At 36.3% G+C, this 19,929-nt stretch carries 10 protein-coding genes; 8 read left to right on the forward strand and 2 right to left on the reverse strand.

The features are described from left to right. Positions 1 to 196: 196 nt before the first annotated feature. The 4 genes from IGJ18_RS01000 to IGJ18_RS01015 all read left to right on the forward strand — a co-directional run bounded on the left by IGJ18_RS01000 (position 197) and on the right by IGJ18_RS01015 (position 6,898). The gene (locus IGJ18_RS01000; protein ID WP_438842738.1) at positions 197 to 2,902 is read left to right on the forward strand and encodes a YhgE/Pip family protein; all 2,706 of its coding nucleotides are present in this window, start codon (positions 197 to 199) and stop codon (positions 2,900 to 2,902) included. Positions 2,903 to 3,462: 560 nt separating this feature from the next. Continuing rightward, positions 3,463 to 5,286: an amino acid permease gene (locus tag IGJ18_RS01005; protein WP_010720326.1), complete on the forward strand. Its 1,824-nt coding sequence runs from the start codon at positions 3,463 to 3,465 to the stop codon at positions 5,284 to 5,286. A gap of 159 nt (positions 5,287 to 5,445) precedes the next feature. Further along, positions 5,446 to 6,156, forward strand: coding sequence for a hypothetical protein (locus IGJ18_RS01010; RefSeq protein ID WP_438842739.1), 711 nt, complete (start codon positions 5,446 to 5,448; stop codon positions 6,154 to 6,156). Positions 6,157 to 6,352: 196 nt separating this feature from the next. After that, positions 6,353 to 6,898 carry a MarR family winged helix-turn-helix transcriptional regulator gene (locus tag IGJ18_RS01015; RefSeq protein WP_207413921.1) on the forward strand — a complete coding sequence of 182 codons (546 nt, stop codon included), beginning with the start codon at positions 6,353 to 6,355 and terminating at the stop codon, positions 6,896 to 6,898. A gap of 77 nt (positions 6,899 to 6,975) precedes the next feature. Here the strand turns inward: IGJ18_RS01015 and IGJ18_RS01020 are convergent, their stop codons facing one another. Further along, complete coding sequence (locus IGJ18_RS01020) at positions 6,976 to 8,424, reverse strand: hypothetical protein (RefSeq protein ID WP_207413923.1); 1,449 nt, start codon at positions 8,422 to 8,424, stop codon at positions 6,976 to 6,978. Positions 8,425 to 8,952: 528 nt separating this feature from the next. Here IGJ18_RS01020 and IGJ18_RS01025 point away from each other — a divergent pair. The 4 genes from IGJ18_RS01025 (at position 8,953) to IGJ18_RS01040 (ending at position 15,930) form a co-directional block, all read left to right on the forward strand. Then, positions 8,953 to 9,567 carry a DUF3862 domain-containing protein gene (locus IGJ18_RS01025; RefSeq protein ID WP_438842740.1) on the forward strand — a complete coding sequence of 205 codons (615 nt, stop codon included), beginning with the start codon at positions 8,953 to 8,955 and terminating at the stop codon, positions 9,565 to 9,567. A gap of 419 nt (positions 9,568 to 9,986) precedes the next feature. Beyond that, positions 9,987 to 10,994, forward strand: coding sequence for an enterococcus pore-forming toxin Epx (gene epx, locus IGJ18_RS01030; protein ID WP_438842741.1), 1,008 nt, complete (start codon positions 9,987 to 9,989; stop codon positions 10,992 to 10,994). 517 nt (positions 10,995 to 11,511) lie between these two features. After that, positions 11,512 to 12,543 carry a tRNA preQ1(34) S-adenosylmethionine ribosyltransferase-isomerase QueA gene (queA, locus tag IGJ18_RS01035; RefSeq protein ID WP_010720324.1) on the forward strand — a complete coding sequence of 344 codons (1,032 nt, stop codon included), beginning with the start codon at positions 11,512 to 11,514 and terminating at the stop codon, positions 12,541 to 12,543. A gap of 750 nt (positions 12,544 to 13,293) precedes the next feature. Next, on the forward strand, positions 13,294 to 15,930 hold the full coding sequence (locus tag IGJ18_RS01040; RefSeq protein ID WP_438842742.1) for a cation-translocating P-type ATPase: 2,637 nt from the start codon (positions 13,294 to 13,296) through the stop codon (positions 15,928 to 15,930). Positions 15,931 to 16,036: 106 nt separating this feature from the next. On the opposite strand, the gene IGJ18_RS01045 is transcribed toward IGJ18_RS01040, so the two are convergent. Further along, on the reverse strand, positions 16,037 to 19,906 hold the full coding sequence (locus tag IGJ18_RS01045) for an immunoglobulin-like domain-containing protein (protein ID WP_438842743.1): 3,870 nt from the start codon (positions 19,904 to 19,906) through the stop codon (positions 16,037 to 16,039). Between the last annotated feature and the right edge of the window lie 23 nt (positions 19,907 to 19,929).

Below are 19,929 nucleotides of genomic sequence, written 5' to 3' on the forward strand. Positions count from 1 at the left end.
TGAAAATTTCTTTCTGCTTTATTTAATGGTAAAGTGGTACATGTAAAATTTAACTATTTCTTCAATTCTATGGTCAGACAATCGGACAGTTTGACTATTATGTCTAAATTATCGAGCTTTTTGAAAAAAGGGAATTGAAAATTACATGATTTACATGGTAAAGTAATGCAGCTGAAAAAAGAAGAAGGGGATATTTATGCGGTCAATCAAAAACACATTAAAATTATATCTACTTGACTGGAAAAGAATTTTTAAAAATCCAATTGCTACACTTTTGATCATTGCAATTATGATTATCCCTTCATTATATGCGTGGTTCAACATCAAAGCGTTATGGGATCCTTACGGAAATACCGGTGAATTGCCTATTGCGGTTTACAGTGCAGATCAACCGGCAGAATTTCGAGGGAAAGAAGTCGCAATTGGGAAAGAAGTGATCAAATCACTTCATGACAATAAACAACTCGGATGGCAATTCGTTGACTCAAAAGCAGAACTGGAACAAGGGGTTCGTTCTGGGAAATATTATGCAGGAATCTACTTACCGAAGGATTTCTCAGAAGACTTGTTAAGTTTTACGAGTGGAGAAATCAGAAAGCCAAAAATCGAATACACGGTGAATGAGAAAATCAATGCGATCGCTCCTAAGATCACCGACAAAGGAGCTTCTGCGATCCAAACACAGATTACGGATGAATTTATCAAGACAGCTAGTTCAACGTTATTGAAGGTCTTTAACGAAATCGGTTATGACATTGATTCGAATCTAGTAAGTATCAATAAGGTCAAATCAATGATACTTTCAACGGATGAGAACCTTGATACGATCGATGGCTATACGCAACAAGTACTCGATTTACAAAAACAACTACCTTCTATTAAAGAAAAGTTAAACAAAGCCAATGAATTTGTGGACTATCTCCCACAAGTCGATGAAATGGGACAAAAAGTGGTTGCACTGAATGATAAAATGCCACAGCTCCAAGAGCAAGCGAAAATCATTTTAGATTTACAACAAAAAATACCGGAAATCCAAAATGCAGGTCGACAAATTGCTGAGATCGATCAGGATTTTTCATCGATCCAAGAAACGATGGATCAAGGAATCACTGAAGCGAAACAAGGGTTATCGATCATTCAACAAGTCCAAGAAATCTTACCTGACGTTAAGAAATTAGAAACACAAGCAAAAGATCTAGCTACTCAAACAAAATCAGGTGCAGAGCAGTTAAAAGATGCATTACCAGGTATCACAACGAGTGTGAATACAACGGTACAATCGATTAGTCAGGTAGCAACATCTATTGATTCATTTACAGCGAGTGTCGATCAGGCAATTGCAGATAATCAATTGACGGAAGAAGAGAAGGGAAACTTACTCAAATTATTGGATAATCTCTACAATAGTTTACCAGCACAGCAACAAGCGATTGATCAGTTGATTACCTTTTTGACACAGTTACAGAATCAAACGGGTAATACCAAACTTCAAAAAATAATTGATACATTAAATAGTATCAAACCAGTTTTAAGCGGCTTACAAAATCGCCTACCAGCGTTGAAACAAGCCATTCAAGAAGGAAATATCGATAACGTAAGAAATATCTTAGGGCAAATTCAAACTGCTGCTAAAAATGTCAATAACTTGATTTCTGGAATCGATGTGAACCAAGTCAGTTCAACCGTTGATTCACTATTAAATCAAGTCATCAGTACGATTGAAACAGCTCAAGGTGCGTTAAGCAAGGCTGACCAAATCGATTTTGATTCGCTGTTAAATTCAACAAAAGCAACAGTGACCAATGCAGTGGCAATATTAGAGAAGTACCAAAAAGAAATGCCAGCGATCGGACAAGAGATCCATGATGCAAACACCATGTTGAATGGTAATATGGAAACGATCGTCAATGGGATCAATAAAGGAGCCGATCTGTATAATAATGATTTGCCAGTGTTAGCCAACAAATTGAGTACAGCTGCTAACTTTATCCAAAATGACTGGCCAACGATCAAAAATGAAATCACAAGTACGATGACAACAGCGAATGAAAAAATGCCACAAGTTGAAACGGCAGTAAATGCAGCAGCTGATTTGATCAATAATGATTGGCCAAACATCAAGACAGGTATCCAAAAAGCAGCAGATGCTATTCGTAAAGGAGAAAAAGAAGTTGATCTAGGAGAAGTGATCAAATTATTGAAACTAGATGCCACGAAAGAGAGTGACTTCTTTACGCAACCAGTAGAATTAAAAACCAATACGATGTATCCAATTGCAAACAACGGATCGGCAAGTACGCCGTTTTATACAGCACTTTGCTTGTGGGTGGGAGCTGTCTTACTCTCAAGTGTAGCGACAACCGATTATTATCTCGGTAAAAAAGAAAGAAACAATTTTACAAAACGAGAACAATTTGTTGCTCGAATGCTCACGTTCTTAACGATGGCTATCGCACAAAGTTTGATCGTTACTTTAGGAAATATCTTTTTATTAGGTGTAGATGTCCATAATCCAGTTTACAGCGTGTCCTTTGCCGTTTTGATCTCGCTAGCCTTTATGATGATCGTGTATGTTTTAGCGGCGCTATTTGATAATGTTGGGAAGGGACTTGCGATCATTATCCTCGTGCTATCGATTTCTGGTGGAGGTGGGAACTATCCTATCCAAGTATCAGGGAAGTTCTTCCAAATGATCAATCCATTCTTGCCATTCACTCATGCGGTTAATCTATTACGAGAATCAGCAGGAGGAATCTATTGGCCAAATGCTGCAAATGCGATTTGGATCATGATTGGTCTATTCGTTAGCTTTGGTGTTATTGGAACGGCTGTTGCGCCTTATGTCCAAGAAAAAATGGTCAAATGCAAAGAAGCAGCACATCAGAGTCATATTTTCCACTAGTAGTTAAAGCAATAACCAGTTTGAAAAAAGAAGACCTTGTTAGACAGAAATAGTCATGTATTTTCGTCTGACAAGGCCTTTATTTTATTAACAGAGCTTAGGTGATCAGAGGAGCTATTTTTTTCTTTTTGTAGAAACAACGAGTTTAATTGAAAAAATTGAAAATAGAAAAGTAAAGTTTGTTATGGCTGATTCCACAATGATTGATGATTGCTAGAAAAAATCACAGTCCGTTTACTTATTTTTTGGAAAGTGCTGGTTGTTCAAGTTCTACGAAAAGTAAAAGTTTTTATTGAATAGGAAAGAAAAATCTCGATGAGTGAGATGTTACATTTTTTGACAGAAAAGGAAAAAAGTCGTTGAAATGTAAGGCATTTGCTAATTTAACGTACGATTGAAAAAAATACTGTTTTTTTTCTAATTTTTTTCAATTAATTTTATGAAAGTTTATTGACTTTTATATTATGGGAGCGTACTATAACATCTTGTTTAAGATAAATTTTTTTTAATTTTGACAATAATAATTTTGAAGTAAATATGTGTGTAAAGGAGTAAAAAAATTGGACTACTTAAAAAGGTTGTTAGTAGGTAAGCCGTTGAAATCTGCTGAAAACGACGAGCATAAATTAACTCGTTTTGCCGCGTTAGCATTGCTGTCATCGGATGCCCTATCATCCATTGCTTACGGTACAGAGCAGATTGTGGTTGTTTTAGTTGCCTTGTCAACTGCAGCCATTTGGTATTCACTGCCAATTGCAGCATTTGTTATTATTCTATTGATTTCATTAACTCTCTCTTACCGTCAAATCATTCACGCGTATCCTCAAGGCGGAGGGGCTTACGTCGTCAGCAGTGAAAACCTTGGGAAAAATGCCGGGTTGATCGCTGGAGGTTCCTTGTTGATCGACTATATGTTGACGGTAGCTGTTTCCGTGTCAGCTGGTGCCGAAGCGATTACCTCGGCAATCCCCGCATTGTATGGTCACCAAGTAGCAATCTCAGTTGCAATCGTATTGCTCTTGATGATGCTGAATTTACGCGGGTTAAGGGAATCGGCTTCTTTCTTGCTATTCCCTGTTTACACGTTCATCATTGTGATTACGTTGCTAATTGCGGTCGGACTGTTTAATATCATTACTGGTGCCGTACCATTACATGCAACAGCCTTACCTGGAGCTGCAATCCCAGGGGTGTCGATCGCATTGATTTTGCGAGCATTCTCTTCTGGTTCTTCTTCTTTAACAGGGGTTGAAGCAATTAGTAATGCCGTACCATTTTTCAAGAAACCTCGAGCAAAAAATGCAGCAGCAACTTTAACAATGATGGCTTTGATCTTAGGCTTCTTCTTTGTCGGTATCACGTTCATCAACTATTGGTATGGGATTGTACCTGAAAAAGAAGTTACTGTATTGTCTCAAATTGGGAAAGCTGTCTTTGGCCATGGCGTATTGTATTATGTATTACAATTTGCTACCGCTTTGATCTTGGCGGTTGCTGCCAATACTGGATTCTCTGCATTCCCAGTATTAGCATACAATTTGGCAAAAGATAAGTTCATGCCACATATGTATCAAGATCGTGGCGATCGTTTAGGGTACTCAAATGGGATCATGACATTAGCTTTTGGTTCGATCATTCTCTTATTTATTTTCCATGGTTCAACGGAACGCTTGATTCCGTTATACTCGATCGGTGTATTTATTCCTTTTGCGCTATCGCAAACAGGAATGGTCGTTAAATGGAAAAAAGAAGGAAAGAACTGGTTAGGAAAATCTATTGCAAATATCACAGGTGCGTTTATCTCTTATGCGATCATTGCGATTTTGTTCGTTTACCGCTTAGGTGATATTTGGCCATTCTTTATCATCATGCCAATTGTGATGTATATTTTCTATCGCATTCATGATCACTACAAAAAGGTAGCAGAACAGTTGCGACTTGAAACGGACGCCAAGTTACATGACTATGATGGAAATACCGTGCTGGTTTTAGTAGGAAATGTCACACGTGTTAACATCGGTGCGATCAATTATGCTCGTTCGATCGGGGATTATGTGGTGGCCATGCACGTGTCATTGGATGAAGATATAGCAAAAGAAAAAGAAATTGAAGCAGACTTTAAGAAACATTTTCCTGATGTCCGTTTTTCAGTTGTTCATTCTTCTTATCGTTCCATTGAAAATCCAATTATCCGCTACGTTGATCTGGTAAGTAAAAATGCCGCAAAACAAAACTATACGACGACAGTATTGATTCCACAGTTTGTACCAAACCGTCGTTGGCAAAATATCTTACACAATCAAACAAGTTTACGATTAAGACTTCGTTTATCTTGGCGAGAAAATATCGTGATAAGTACGTATAGTTATCATTTGAAGAAATAAATGTTAAAGACAAAAAAATGCTTGAGTGAGAAACTCAGGCATTTTTTTATTTATTTATTTTATAATTACAAAAAAAATAAATAAAAAAGTGTCACTTAATTGATGTATTTTTTTAGTAGAACATGTTTATCCAATTTATTTGAAGGAGCTGAAAAGACAATGGCACAATATTATAGAAATACTAAAAATGGGAAAGTCTTGACGGAAGATCAATATAAAGAAATCAAGGATCAAATGGGCAACTTTCAAAAAGTATCTGACGATCAACTCAATAAGTCAGAAATGTTGATGGCTAAAATTGCTTCAGGTGATCTAAATGATTATTCTTCTTTTTATGAAATGGAAGATCTAGCTCTGGATCCAAACATCGAAGTAGAGCCGGAAAATACACTAATAGTGATCAACATGGCGGAAGATGTTCACTGCTTAGAAGTGTTCAATAAACTTAAAAGAAATGATCTAAAACCAGATGTTGAGGTTCAACAAGTGATGTTAGCTCAACGCGCGTTTGACGAAAGAGGATTCACAGTGATGGATTTTGAGAATCTTTCAGGCGAAAAGAATGAGTGGCGTGATAGTATTTTAGGTATTATCATTGGCTTTATCGGTGGTCCATTAGGGGCGATTTTTGGCTGGGCAATTGGCGATGTCATTGGTTTTGGGCAAGCGCATCATGCAGAGAAAAAATCTGAAAATGTTTTTCATTATGTGGCGAATTGTATTCCAAAAGGTAAGGAAGGAATTTTAGCTATAGTCAAAGAGATCGATCAAGAAAAGCTGAATCAATTAGTGGAAACGGAATTTGGCGGAACAGTTGAGCGATTCGAAATGACTCATATAAAAGAAGCCATCCATTCTTTAAAAAAGTAAGATAAAACAAACGTATAAGTAAACATACGAAGAAGAAATGTCTGCTTTCGGGTAAAAATGAGTATTAATTAAATTTGATAGCAAAAAAGAACAAAACAGTCAACGATCCATCGTTCGCAGACCGTTTTGTTCTTTCATGTTTTCTCCCATATGTCCAGATGATTATAGGAAAGTTAAACGAATAACGAGGTGAAAAATGACTAAGACAGATATTTTAGAAAAATTATTGATTCTTACCCAGCAGCCGAGCATGGTGTATATGAATCATGTTGATGTAAAAAATGATCCGATTTTTGAAACAATGAAATTGCTTAAAGTGACAGATAAAATGACTGCTGGAAAAATTGCGGAAACGCTCAATATTCCATCTTGTGTCGTGACCCAGATTATTAAAAATTTGGAGTTGGTCGGTTCAGTGCAACGAGTGAAAGACCCCAGAGATGCTCGAAGCACGTTCATTGAATTGACGGTGCAAGGTAAAGAAAGCATGGAGCAACATGAAATGTTTTCACTCATGATTCGTAATAAATTATTTCGTGGATTTACAGAAGAAGAACTGAAATTATTCAAAGAATATTTACTACGGATAGAGAAAAATGCAACAGAAAAAACGTTTATTGAAAAAGTTTCGACTATTTCTTCAAACGACAAAAACTGGGAATGCTTTGGTAGAATTTCCGTCAAATTGAGTAAGCTATGTAAGCGTACGCTTAGTTCGGTCATCCAACAAAACAGGGAGTGAAAATCATTCATTGTTCTTTTTGAATTTTTTAGAGAGTGAAGAATAGTGTTGAGAGACTAATCTCTGATGATAGTTATCTATTTAACGAGATTTAAATCTTTTGTAATTTGTTTCAGTTGGATCCTAGTTTTTTTCAATGAAATGGGATAAATCACTGTTTTAGGAGTTTCAAATTCTGGTTGATAAGCAGCAACATCACAGAGAACTACTCTCATGTTTGGACTAAACTGTTCATCAGGAAGTTCATCTAACGTGCGAAAAATCCCTGAGTTCATCTCAATGTTATTCTCTCCTAAGCAATCAAGGAATTGTGAACGATAAAATAATTGTTTGATGGGATTTTCTGCTACGATAAAAAATTCTTGCTGTTGTTTTTGAGGCACTTGTCTTGTGCTCAATAACAGATTTTTTACAAACATTCTAACTAAATTGTGATTCCACCTAATGTTAATGTTGTTTTTCTTTTTCCAGCGATTTAAGACTTTCAAGATGTGAGTATAAAACTGTTCTTCTTCCTCTGTTAATAGGTAAAGTTTTTCAGGTAGAAAGAGCTGACCATCTGCCCAAAAAGTTCGTACGAATTGTAGAAAAGTTTTTTTGAAGAGAAAGTCATTTGTAACATTGATCCCTGTTTTCTTGATTAGTCGTGACATGAGGTCATTGAGTAGGGGATTGCTAAACACAAAGTTTTTATAGACGGCTTCAATATCTTTTTTTAGCAGATTCATATTTTTATTTGTATAGTTTCGACTATTGAATAAATAAAAAATATAATACACGTCGTCGTTTTGTAAGTCTAATACTTCATTTTGCTTTTTAAGTCCTTGACGAATAAGTTGAAACAACAATTTTGATTCAGCCGCTTTTTTGTCTGCGCTACTGAAATGCAAAGGTGTATCTTTTCGACCTAATGCGATCTCAATCCCTCGAATGATCAAAAATTTTTCATCATCTGAATAGCGTCTTTTAAAAAAATGTGTTTCAACATAATCAATCAACTGTAGGGAAGCCTGAATGATCTCTGGTTCTTTCCTTTCATAGCTTTCCCAATTGATATATCTCACTAAAGCAAGCAGGATATTTCTAGTATCAAATTCAGGGATGAAAACTTCTTTGTACTTTAAATAATTATTTTCTTTAAAAAAGTCTAATACGATCTTTTTACTCACATAAACTTTACTTAAAGAAATATACTCAAGATTGGCAATTTCAATACTTGTAAAATTTCCTTGAAAATAATAATCTAAGAATTTTAAAAAATAAGATTGTGCATACAAAAATTGAGTTAGCTCAGCAAGTGCAATTCCTTTTTTAAAAATAATTTTATAGACAAGTTTTTTTCTTCGGTGTTCTTCGATACAATATTCTAAGGAATTAACTAATTTTGCTAAATCTTTTAGTAATGTCGGCGTAGTTACTCCTAATAACTTCGCAGTTTGAGAAATACTTATTTCTTGAAATTCAAATAACTGCTCGCATAAATACACTTCTCGCAGAACATTTCGTTCAATATACTTTTCGATCACACAATCATCGTCCTTTCCAATTTTAGTAGATTTATTTAAACATACTCAGTCTCTTATTTTTTTTCTAATTCAGGAACGAAACTCGATAAACAAGTGAGAAATAAAAAATGAACATTATTAATGCAAGGATCATTTTGGAATCATGGAATAAAAAATAAATGAAATAAGTAGATCTATGAAAGTGGAAAGGGTTAATGGTAAAAAAATGGATGAAACAAACGATAAAGTGGAAAAGTATTGAAAATAAGAATAGTCATATTTTCATCCCATTATTAAAAAATAGGAGATCCTGGCTAAGTAGCTGTTTCTAATAGATAAATATTATTGTATGATTCTATTTTTGTTATATTTTTTTAAATTTTATTTATTTTTTTAAAAAATAAATAAACGAAATCTTTGCTTTTAGAGGTCTGGTTGATTGTCTTTTCTCTTATTTATTATTCAATATCATTAATTTAATTTAAATAAAACAGTTATTTTATTTTTTATATTATACTAAATGTAGTTATTTAAAAGGAGGGATATATTTTGAATAAATCTAGTAGCATTATTATTGGAGTAATTGTTGTGATGTTCTTGCTAGGCATAGGGGCTTTCTTTTTTACGAAGCATGAAGACAAGAAGGAAGTAGCTGAAATTACTAGTTCAGTGAAAAGTTCAGCCAAAGAAATGAAATCAGAATATGATGAATTAAAAATTGGTGCGAATGTGAATGATGTGAACAAAAAATTAGGCTCTCCTCTTTACACAGAAGCTTCAACAGATAGTTCAGGTAATGCCGCAACGGTTTATACTTGGGGAAGCAATAAAAGTGGCGAATTAGGAGCAAAATTGATTGTCAGCGCAGAAAACAATACAATCGTTGAAAAAGCTGTATCTGGAATTTACGTTCCTTACAATAAAAATAAAGTGGTTTCCGCTAGCAAGTTTGAAAATATTCAACTAAACAAAGATTTTACAACGAAAAAAGCCATTCAGGAATTTGGTGAACCAAATGCGATATCCGAATATAAAAATATTAACGGGAAAACAACGCAAACTTATACTTGGGAAACGAATACGACTGGACCAGTGGGGTCATACTTCACTGTGATTTTCACAAGTGATGTGGCGACTTCTAAAAACGAAGTTGGGTTGACTTAATCTAGGTATATAAATGATGGAAAATCATAATTGGAGAGGGAATCTATTGCTAAAGCAACTAAATGGTCGATAGATTCCCTCTTCTGCTTCGTTTGGAGATGCTGAATAAGCTATATAAAGGGAAAGTATGGACGAAGAGAGCAAAATTATAATTTTTAATCCCAATTAATAATAAAAAAATTCTATGCGAAAAAATACATAAATAAAAAAATGCATATGTTGAAAATTTCACGTATACATGTTCGAGTTGCAATTTTATAAATAAAAGGCATAAAGACTCAAAGTATACTGATTGTATAAATTAGTCCTGAAAAGAAGTAAATTTTTGGATGTGGCTATTTTTATATTCTCCAGTGTGAGGTGACGAAATTAGTGTTAGTTTATAAATTTGGATTTAGTGAAAGAAGAGGAGGATTACAATGGTAAAACTAAAGAAAAAGAATCATAAAATTTGGATAAGTATTGCAGTCCTGTCTGCAATGCTAACGACGGTTCCCGTATTTGCTGATTTTAATGAAGATAATATTTTAGGAACGACCACCAAAGAAATTGACGAACATGGAAATGTCAAAACGATCATCACTGTTAAAAACCAACAAGTTGAAAGCTATACATCTACAGATTCAGGAACAGCAAAAAATCGTTCAACGATGACGGTGAATGCGAACTTTTTGAACGATAAATACTCGAATGAATTGACCACTATCCTTTCATTGAATGGTTTTATTCCTTCAGGCCGTAAATTTATCTTTCCTAAAAACAACACTTGGAAAGGAGAGATGATGTGGCCACAGAGATATTCAACGGCTGTTTATAATATTCCATTAGATAAATCTGTAAAAATCACTAACTCTACACCGGACAATACGATTAGAAGTAAGGAAGTATCAAATTCAATTACCTATGGTATTGGTGGGGGAATCAAAATGGAAGGGAAACAGCCAGGGGTTAATTTAGATGCCAATGCAGCGATTACCAAAACAATCTCTTACCAACAACCAGATTACGAGACAACAAAAACGACAAGTACAATCAACGGTGTGAATTGGAATACAGATTTTACCGAAACGAGAGATGGCTACACAAGGAATAGTTGGAATCCAGTTTATGGAAATCAACTGTTCATGTACGGACGATATACTCATGATGTAAGAAATAATTTTACACCAAATTACCAATTATCCAGCTTGATCACGAGCGGTTTTTCACCAAGTTATGGATTAGTTTTACGTGCGCCAAAAGATGTGAAAAAATCTCGGATCAAAGTGATATTTGCCCGACGTTCAGAAATTTACCAACAAAATTGGGATGGTGCAAATTGGTGGGGAAACAACTTTTACGATAATAAAAGGCCTAATTCTCTAACCAGAGTGACGTTAACATTTGATCTTGATTGGCAAAATCATCGTGTAACATTTATTCAGTAATAGTTAAAAACAAGGTTGTAAAATGGTTCAGTCGTTACAAGACTTGATTAAGTGGTAAAAAATATTTAGTAAAGATTATAAATAGCTTGAAACTAAGAAACAATCTTTTAAGTAGCAAAGATCAGGAAAGCATCATTCAGCTCCGTTGAGTAAGAAAACATTTTTTGAAACAGCTTTTCTTGTTTTGAGAGATTTTGGCTTATTACAAAGGGCTGTTTTTTATATAGGATTTATTTCTAGTTTATTTCGAAGAGAGTAAGAACCGATAGTTAAAAAATGAGTTTCTAGGCACACACTTATGTTTCATATTGCGTTTTATTAGTGAACATGTGCGGTCTGATCACTGCCTCTATTTAGACTATTTTTTCTAAGTATATGTAGCTTCTCTTTAGTTAGTCATTTTTTGCTACGAATACTTGGCTGTAGTTGAAAAACGAAACATAAAGATAGAGGTTTTGCCAAGGTAACAATAAAAATGTTAGAATGACAAAGCAGAAGAGAGAAAGTGAGTGACGATATGTTAACAACAGAAGATTTTGACTTTGATTTACCAGAAGAGTTGATCGCTCAAACACCCCTAAAAGACCGCGACCATTCTCGGTTACTAGTTTTAGATCGTACAACTGGGGAAATGTCGGATAAACATTTCCATGACATCCTAGAAGAATTGCATCCAGGAGATGCGCTAGTGATGAATAATACACGTGTGTTGCCAGCTCGTTTATATGGTGAAAAAATTGAAACAGGTGCACACCTCGAAGTATTACTTTTGACAAATACAGAAGGAGATACTTGGGAAACGTTGATCAAACCGGCAAAACGTGCGAAGGTAGGTACACGAATTACATTTGGTGATGGTCGTTTACAAGCAGTTGTCAAAGAAGAATTAGAACATGGCGGAAGAATCATTGAATTTGAATACGAAGGTATTTTTCTTGAAACGTTGGAATCATTGGGCGAAATGCCTTTACCTCCTTATATCAAAGAACGTTTAGAGGATCCAGATCGTTACCAAACTGTTTATGCAAAAGAAAACGGGTCAGCAGCAGCTCCTACAGCTGGATTACATTTTACCAAAGAATTGTTAGCAGAAATCGAAGCAAAAGGGGTAGAACTCGTCTATTTGACACTTCACGTAGGGTTAGGAACATTCCGGCCGGTCAGTGTGGACAAGATTGAAGAACACCATATGCACAGTGAATTTTATCGTCTAACAGAAGAAGCAGCAAGTCGCTTAAATCAAGTCCGTCAAAATGGTGGCAAGATCATCGCCGTAGGAACGACTTCGATCCGTACACTTGAAACGATTGGAACCAAATTTGATGGTGAAATCAAAGCAGATAGTGGTTGGACAGATATTTTCATCACACCAGGTTATCAATTTAAAGTAGTAGAGGCCTTTTCAACAAACTTCCATTTACCAAAATCAACGTTAGTCATGTTAGTGAGTGCCTTTGCTGGACGAGAATTAACATTAGCAGCTTACCAACATGCTATTGATGAACGTTATCGTTTCTTTAGTTTTGGCGATGCAATGTTTGTCAAATAAAGATAAAAAAGCTGTTTCCATACGATTAAACAAAATGGCAGTAATTAATTGCCCATTATAAATTATCAGTTAAAGAATCCTCAACTAGAAAAATGGGTTCTTTGACTGATTTTTTTCTATTCTTTGTTTTAGTTGAAATTAAAAAGTGTAGGAGACATGGATTCGTTTCTTACAGAAGATAAATAAACTCAGGAGACAAAAAAAGCTGGGCTCTCGATAAGCCCAGCTCTTCGTATGCGGAAGGAATCAAATAAACAAAATAAGTGTAACTTTCCATGATCCATGCAAAGTACCGTGTTGAATTTCTTCTTGATAAACAAAAAATCTTGTTTTTGTTACATCTTCAACAGTTGAAACATCTCTTGATTCTATTCAATTTTCAGATATTCATGTTCTTCTTTTTTACGTATCATGTTACTTCTGGTTTAGATACTGCATGATCTAACGCCTCATACGCATTCACTATTTGTAAAAGATTATACTTCACATGACCTCATTGGTGAAACCTGTACCTTTTAACAACTTTGTTTGCTTATACTAATCTATCGAGAAATTCTTTTGTTTATTTGATGGTATCCTCCTTCCTTACACTTATAATATAGCACACTTTGTTAGCGGTTGCAAAAAAGAAGCTCACGAGATATGCTTATTTTAGAGAAGCAATAAGCGGTATAGTTGAATAAGGCAATTTAACAATGGTATAGTAAAATAAGTACCTTTTTTGTGTGCTTAAAATAAAGGAGGAATAGGATGGATGATTTTAAGAAAACAGTGAAAGAAGTGGAGAATGAAACAAAAACAACAATTGAACAGGGGTTAACGACCCAAGAAGCAGAAAAAAGAAGTCAAGAACAAGGGAAAAACAAATTTGAGGAAGCGCCTAAAGAGTCATTGGCAAAAAAGTTTTTACGAAGTTTATCTGATTTTACTACGATTATTTTACTTGTAGCAGCAGTCATTTCTTTTTATACTGCCTTTGCCACCGAACATGGGGATTTATTTGAAGGACTGTTGATTATTGCGATCGTAATCATTAATTCAGTATTAGCTATCGTACAAGAAGGAAATGCCGAAAAAGCGTTGGAATCTCTTCAAGATATGAACAAGCAAACTGCCACAGTCATCCGAGATGGCAAAGTTGAAAAAGTGGACGCTGAACACCTAGTTGTGGGAGATGTTCTGGTCTTGGAATCTGGCTCAGCCATTGCGGCGGATGCTCGATTAGTTGAAACCTCGCAATTAAGAGTAGAGGAATCTGCACTGACTGGTGAAAGTGAAGCGGTCGAAAAAGATGCAGATTATGTGAGTCAAGAAGATGATGCCTTAGGTGATCAAATCAATATGGTGTTTAAAGGGTGTACAGTCGCAGCTGGTCGTGGGAAAGCAATTGTGACCGCTATCGGGATGAAAACCGAAATGGGTAAGATTGCTGGACTTTTAAATGACAACACTGCTCAAAAAACACCATTACAAATTCGATTGAATCAACTAGGCAAACGCATCAGTTTTATCGCATTAGCTGCTGCAGCGTTAGTGTTTATTATTGGTGAACTCCAAGGAGAACCCTTACTGGAAATGTTTATGACATCCATTTCTTTAGCTGTCGCTGCGGTGCCAGAAACATTGACAGTTATCGTTACATTGACTTTAGCATATGGTGTCCAAAAAATGGCGAAGAAACATGCCATTATTCGTCAGCTCCCCGCAGTTGAGACTTTAGGAACAGCCAATGTGATTTGTTCAGATAAAACGGGAACGCTGACACAAAATAAAATGCGTGTCCGCCGAGTTTGGAGCAAAGAAGATGAAGTGACTGATGTAGAGGACTCAATGACCAACAGTGCGATGGAAATTTTGAAGATGGCTGCTCTTTGTACCGATGTGACGGTCGAAAAAGAAAATGATGAATTGATTGTCAAAGGAAACCCTACAGAAGCCGCGATCGTACGAGCGGTTGAAGAAAATTATCACACAAAAGAGGAATTAGAAGAAAAGTACCCGAGAGTGGCAGAACTACCCTTTGATTCAGACCGTAAGATGATGACAACGGTTCATCAAATGGGTGAAAAATACATTTCAATTACGAAAGGCGCTTTTGACGTCCTAGCTTCGCGTTTTACTTCAGGAGACATTGAACAGGCCACGATCGTCAATGACAGTTTTGGGAAAAAAGCTTTAAGGGTCATTGCGGTAGGTTATGCTACCTATGAAGAAGAACCGCAAGAAATCACTTCAGAAGCATTAGAAAAAGATTTACGTTTGATTGGTTTGATCGGTATGATTGATCCGCCTCGTCCTGAAAGTAAAGGAGCAATCAAACGAGCGAAAAAAGCAGGAATCAAAACAGTGATGATCACCGGAGACCATGTGGTAACGGCTAGCGCAATTGCCAAAGAATTAGGTATTTTAACGAATCCAGCCGAAGCACTGTCGGGCTCAGAACTACAAGCACTATCTGATGATGAATTAGACGAACGTGTCAAAGACCTTTCTGTCTATGCTCGTGTTACGCCGGAAGACAAGATCCGGATCGTTAAATCATGGCAACGAACTGGTGCAGTAGTTGCTATGACTGGAGATGGTGTCAACGATGCACCCGCTTTAAAGGCAAGTGACGTGGGGTGTGCAATGGGAATCACTGGAACTGACGTGGCACAGAGTGCATCAGATATGATCTTGACCGATGACAACTTTGCAACGATCGTCGATGCGGTTAGTCAAGGACGTTCCGTCTATCAAAACATTCGTAAAGCGATCAACTTTTTGTTGAGTTGTAATGTCTCAGAAATTTTTATTGTGTTGATTGCGATGCTAGTGGGCTGGGGAGCACCGTTTACAGCAGTTCAATTGTTGTTTGTCAACGTGGTTGCTGATGGGTTGCCTGGATTTGCTTTGGGGCGTGAACCAGCAGAAAAAGGGATCATGGACGAAGCACCGATTCCTAAGAATGAAGGGATTTTTGCTCGAGGATTATTACAAAAAATTGCGATCAATGCGACTATATTTACGATCGTGACTCTGTTTGGTTATTATTTGGGAAGCTATGTCGATACCATTAGCCCTTGGGTCGATGCAGGACAAGAAGTGGGACAGACGGTTGCCTTTTTAGTCTTAGCATACTCGTCAATCCTCCATGTATTCAATGTGCGTAGCAGTCAATCAATTTTCAAAGTGAACTTAGCAACGAATAAATCATTATTGGAAATGGCAGTACTTTCATTGGTCATCACTACGGTCATTGCCCTATTATCGTTTACCCAAGAACTATTTGGCTTAGTGCATATTAGCTTAAATCATTGGTTGTTAGTAGGCTTTTTATCAGTTGTACCTGTGGCTGTGAATGAGTTGATCAAATTTCATCAATTACCTGAAGCAGAAGAAGAGTAATATGGGCGTACAAAGAGCAAATATTTGCTTGATTCTTACTAAATAGCAAAAAACGGTCAAAACAGCTATGGATGTTTTGACCGTTTTTAGTTCGGAGTCCTTCATTTTATTTATTTAAAACAAGCATTCCGTGTTGTACCGTATAGGTATATGTTCCAGAATTGTTTGATTTTAAATCTGGGTGATTGACTATGAAGCGTGTACCAGCTTCTTTATGAGTGATTGTCACTGTATTGCCATCTTGCAAATGAATCGTATTCACTTTGGCTTGTTGATTGATATTACCAATATAGTCTTTGTCAAAAATAATGTTGTTGCCATGTTTGATTGTAATGTGCGCATATTGTCCTGTAAAGTAGGCGTGAGGTTGCCCAGCGTTTGTGCGTAATGTGGCAATGCCGTGAGTAACATCTAAGGTAGCAAAGAGCCAATTTCCCAAACCTTTCAATGATAATTCTTGTAATTGGTTGAAGGCATTAGTCAATTTTTGCAAAAGAGCTTGTTTTTGTGGACTATCAGGCAAAGTCTTGACTTGTTTTGTTGCATGATCGATATCTTTTTGCATAATTGTTGGTTTGATTAGCGTATCACTGTTGTTTTCAAATAACTGATTGACTGTATTTGTTACAGGAGTCAGATTATCAATTACTAGTTGTCCTTTTTCAACAACATAATAGTATGTTCCCGAATTATTTGGTTTTAGATCTGGATGATTAACTGCGAAACGTGTACCAGCTTCTTTATGGGTGATGATCACTGTATCGCCATCTTGCAAATGAATTGTGTCCACTTTAGCTTGTTGATTGATATTGCCAATATAGTCTTTGTCAAAAATGATGTTGTTACCATGTTTGATCGTAATGTGCGCATATTGTCCTGTAAAGTAGAAATGGGGTTGTCCAGCGTTTGTACGTAATGTGGCGATGCCGTGAGTAACATCTAAGGTAGCAAAAACACTATCTCCCAAACCTTTCAATGATAATTCTTGTAATTGGTTGAAGGCAGTAGTTAATTTTTGCAAAAGAGCTTGTTTCTGTGTGCTCTCTGGCAAAGCATTGACTTGTTTCTTTACCTGATCAATATCTTTTTGCATAATTGTTGGTTTGATTAGCACATCACTGTTGTTTTCAAATAACTGATTAACTGCTACAGATGCTTCTTTAAGATAGCTAGCTAAGTCGATGTTAATCATGCCATTATCTCTGACAAAGATATAAGGATTTTTAAGGTAGCCAGTAGTTGTCTCCAATTCAAGAGAGTAAACACCATTTGGCATATCGTTTAAGACAACTAGACCTTTATTTAGTGTAATTTCTTTATACACCTTGTCACCATCCATAATACGCATTTTTACTCCATCAAATAGATTTTCATCAGTAAACTTCAAAGTAACATTACTTTTTAGATTTAAAGTACTTAACTCTTGATTTGTAACTAGCGATAAAACCGAACTTAATCGATTCGTTTGTGTCAATTGTTGAATGGCTTCATTTAATTTGTTATCTGGAACGACTTGTGCTAAATGAGCTACGAGTGCATCACCATTTGCTTTTGCCTGTTTTTTAGCATTTTCAGAAACTTTTAATCCCCAAGCTGTTAACACTGCTGAAAAATCATATTTTTTTGGTGTACCGAGGTTTTCTACTAATAAATCTGGCAATGAATAATCTTCTGCGTGAAAACCAGGTGTATTGGCTAATTTACGGTATTGTTCATAAAAATTTTGAAGTCCCACATTGCCAGCTTTGTCTAAGAAATTAGATAAAATAATCAACTTCATTCTGAGATCTTGACTGTTAAAATTGGGAGAGGAACTGGTAATCACTGTTTTTAATCGATTTTCAAGTACTGATTTATCGCCATAATTGTATAACCAAGAGTTTTTATCAGCTGCCGCTTTTCCCATATGTTTGTAATCATAAATGACACCATAGAGGTTATTCCACACCTCACCAACGGACATACCCCGATTCATAAAGCTGCCTTGATACCCATGGCCCGTTTCATGAAGTGCACCCCAGCCATCAGATAGCCAAGCATCAGCTGAGGTACTTGTTTCTGCAGCCCAGAGACCGCCATAGTAAAGCCCGCCAGCTCCGTGAGCATCTGCCTTATAAAAGTAACGGCGTTCAGAAGAACGATTCAATGGATCAGGATTATTGTCAGACAAGCCAATCAACTCGTTATAAAAACCGATAATATTATTATCATACATATCAATTACTTGATTTAAATTTTTGTTTAATGCTTCAGTTTTGTTTAGAACGGGTAAAAAGGTTTGGAATCTTTTTCCTTGGATCAAAGCATACCCATTCGTTTCATTCCATTCTTTTTTAAAGTTTGCTAAATTTGCCCCTTTGCTGTATTTAGGCAGAGTGAAACTTTGTCCGTTGACTGAAAATTCGATGGTCGGTTGTTCGCCATTTGCTTGGTTAAAAGGTGTATCGACAAATGGGACAGCTAAAGCTTTGGCTGTAAGAGAAACGTTGCTTTTTGAGAAATCAACGGCAGATTCAGTCTGAGAATCATTCGTCAATAAGCGTAAGGTCAAATTACCTGTATAGTTTGGATTTGTCTGTTTGATCGTAATCGTTGCCCCTTTAGCTAATTGGATACCTAAATCTTGACGATCATGGCCTTGTCCCATTAGAATCCCTGCATTTGCGGTATTTGCTGGGTAAGGTGTGGTATAGATAAGTTGTGTGTGACTATCCTCAGAGATCGAAACTTCTTTTGTTACTAGTTGTTTGTAATCCTTATTGTACAAGACAATAGTTACCTTATCCTTTTTTTTTAAACCAGCTTGGTAGTATTTGAACTGTCCTTTAGGTAAGCCAGTCATTGGAATTAATCCTTGTTTCTTGCCGTTAACAATGACCTGCATGTAAGCAGCACCCGATCCCGCAAAGTTACCAGAAATAAATTGGGTTTTCCCTTCAATGTAAGGGGCGACTTTGGTGACTTTGACGACTTCCGTACTTTTTATGGTTACCGTACTTTCAGCGACTTGTCTATAATCAGCGTCGAATAATTCAATCGTCACTTTATCAGCGGCTTTTAAGGTACTTGTGAAATAGTTAAAGGTCCCTTTTGGTAATGTCTCTGTCGAAACTATGGTTTGTTTTTGTCCATTGACTGTGAGACGCATATAAGCCACTTCGTCACCGGTGTACGTTCCTGTAACATTTTGGCTTTCTCCTTCAGTGTAGGGGGTGATTTCAGTGATTGTTACTTTTTTTGCACGTTCGACAGGTACATTTTCAGTGGCTACTTGTCTATAAGAAGCATCAAATAATTGGATTGATACTTGATCAGTCGCTTTCAAATTATCTGCGAAATACTTGAAGGATCCTTTAGGTAACTTTGTAACATCGATTAATTCAGTTTTCTTATTGTTAATGACTAATCGCATATAAGTGACACCATCCCCAGTATAAGTTCCTGTGACAAAGGAGGTATTGCCTGCTACATAAGGGTCAATCTTAGTGATTTTAACAGGTTCCAATCTTTTGATTGTCAAGGAGGCTTCGCCCAACAAGGAATAATTCACATTAAATAATTGGATACTGACGAGATCGGTGGCTTTCAGTCCTGAAAGATAATATTTAAATGTTCCTTTAGGTAATCCTTTTGTTGATAGCAAAGTTTTCTTTTCGCCATTGACGACAATTCGAATATATGCCGGCTCTTTCCCAGTATACGTCCCAGAGATAAATTGACTTTCTCCCTCAACATACGAGTCTATACCGGTGATCTTAAATGGGGCCTGTGTAGCAACGATTGTTTGTTGCTCCCTTGGTTGGATAGAAGCAGTTTTTTTAGGTTGCTCTGTTGTTCCTTTTGGAGTCGTTTCAGCTGCATAGGTGATGGCTGTTCCTGTACTAGCTAAACTCGAAAGCAGTAGGATACTCGTGGCAGAAACAGAAATAAATTGTTGTTTGATTGTTTTCTGTTTTCTCTTTTTTTGATTCGACATACAAAACGTCTCCTTTTATTTAT

The organism is Enterococcus sp. AZ078 (assembly GCF_051714985.1).
Classification (GTDB): Bacteria; Bacillota; Bacilli; order Lactobacillales; family Enterococcaceae; genus Enterococcus_B; species Enterococcus_B hirae.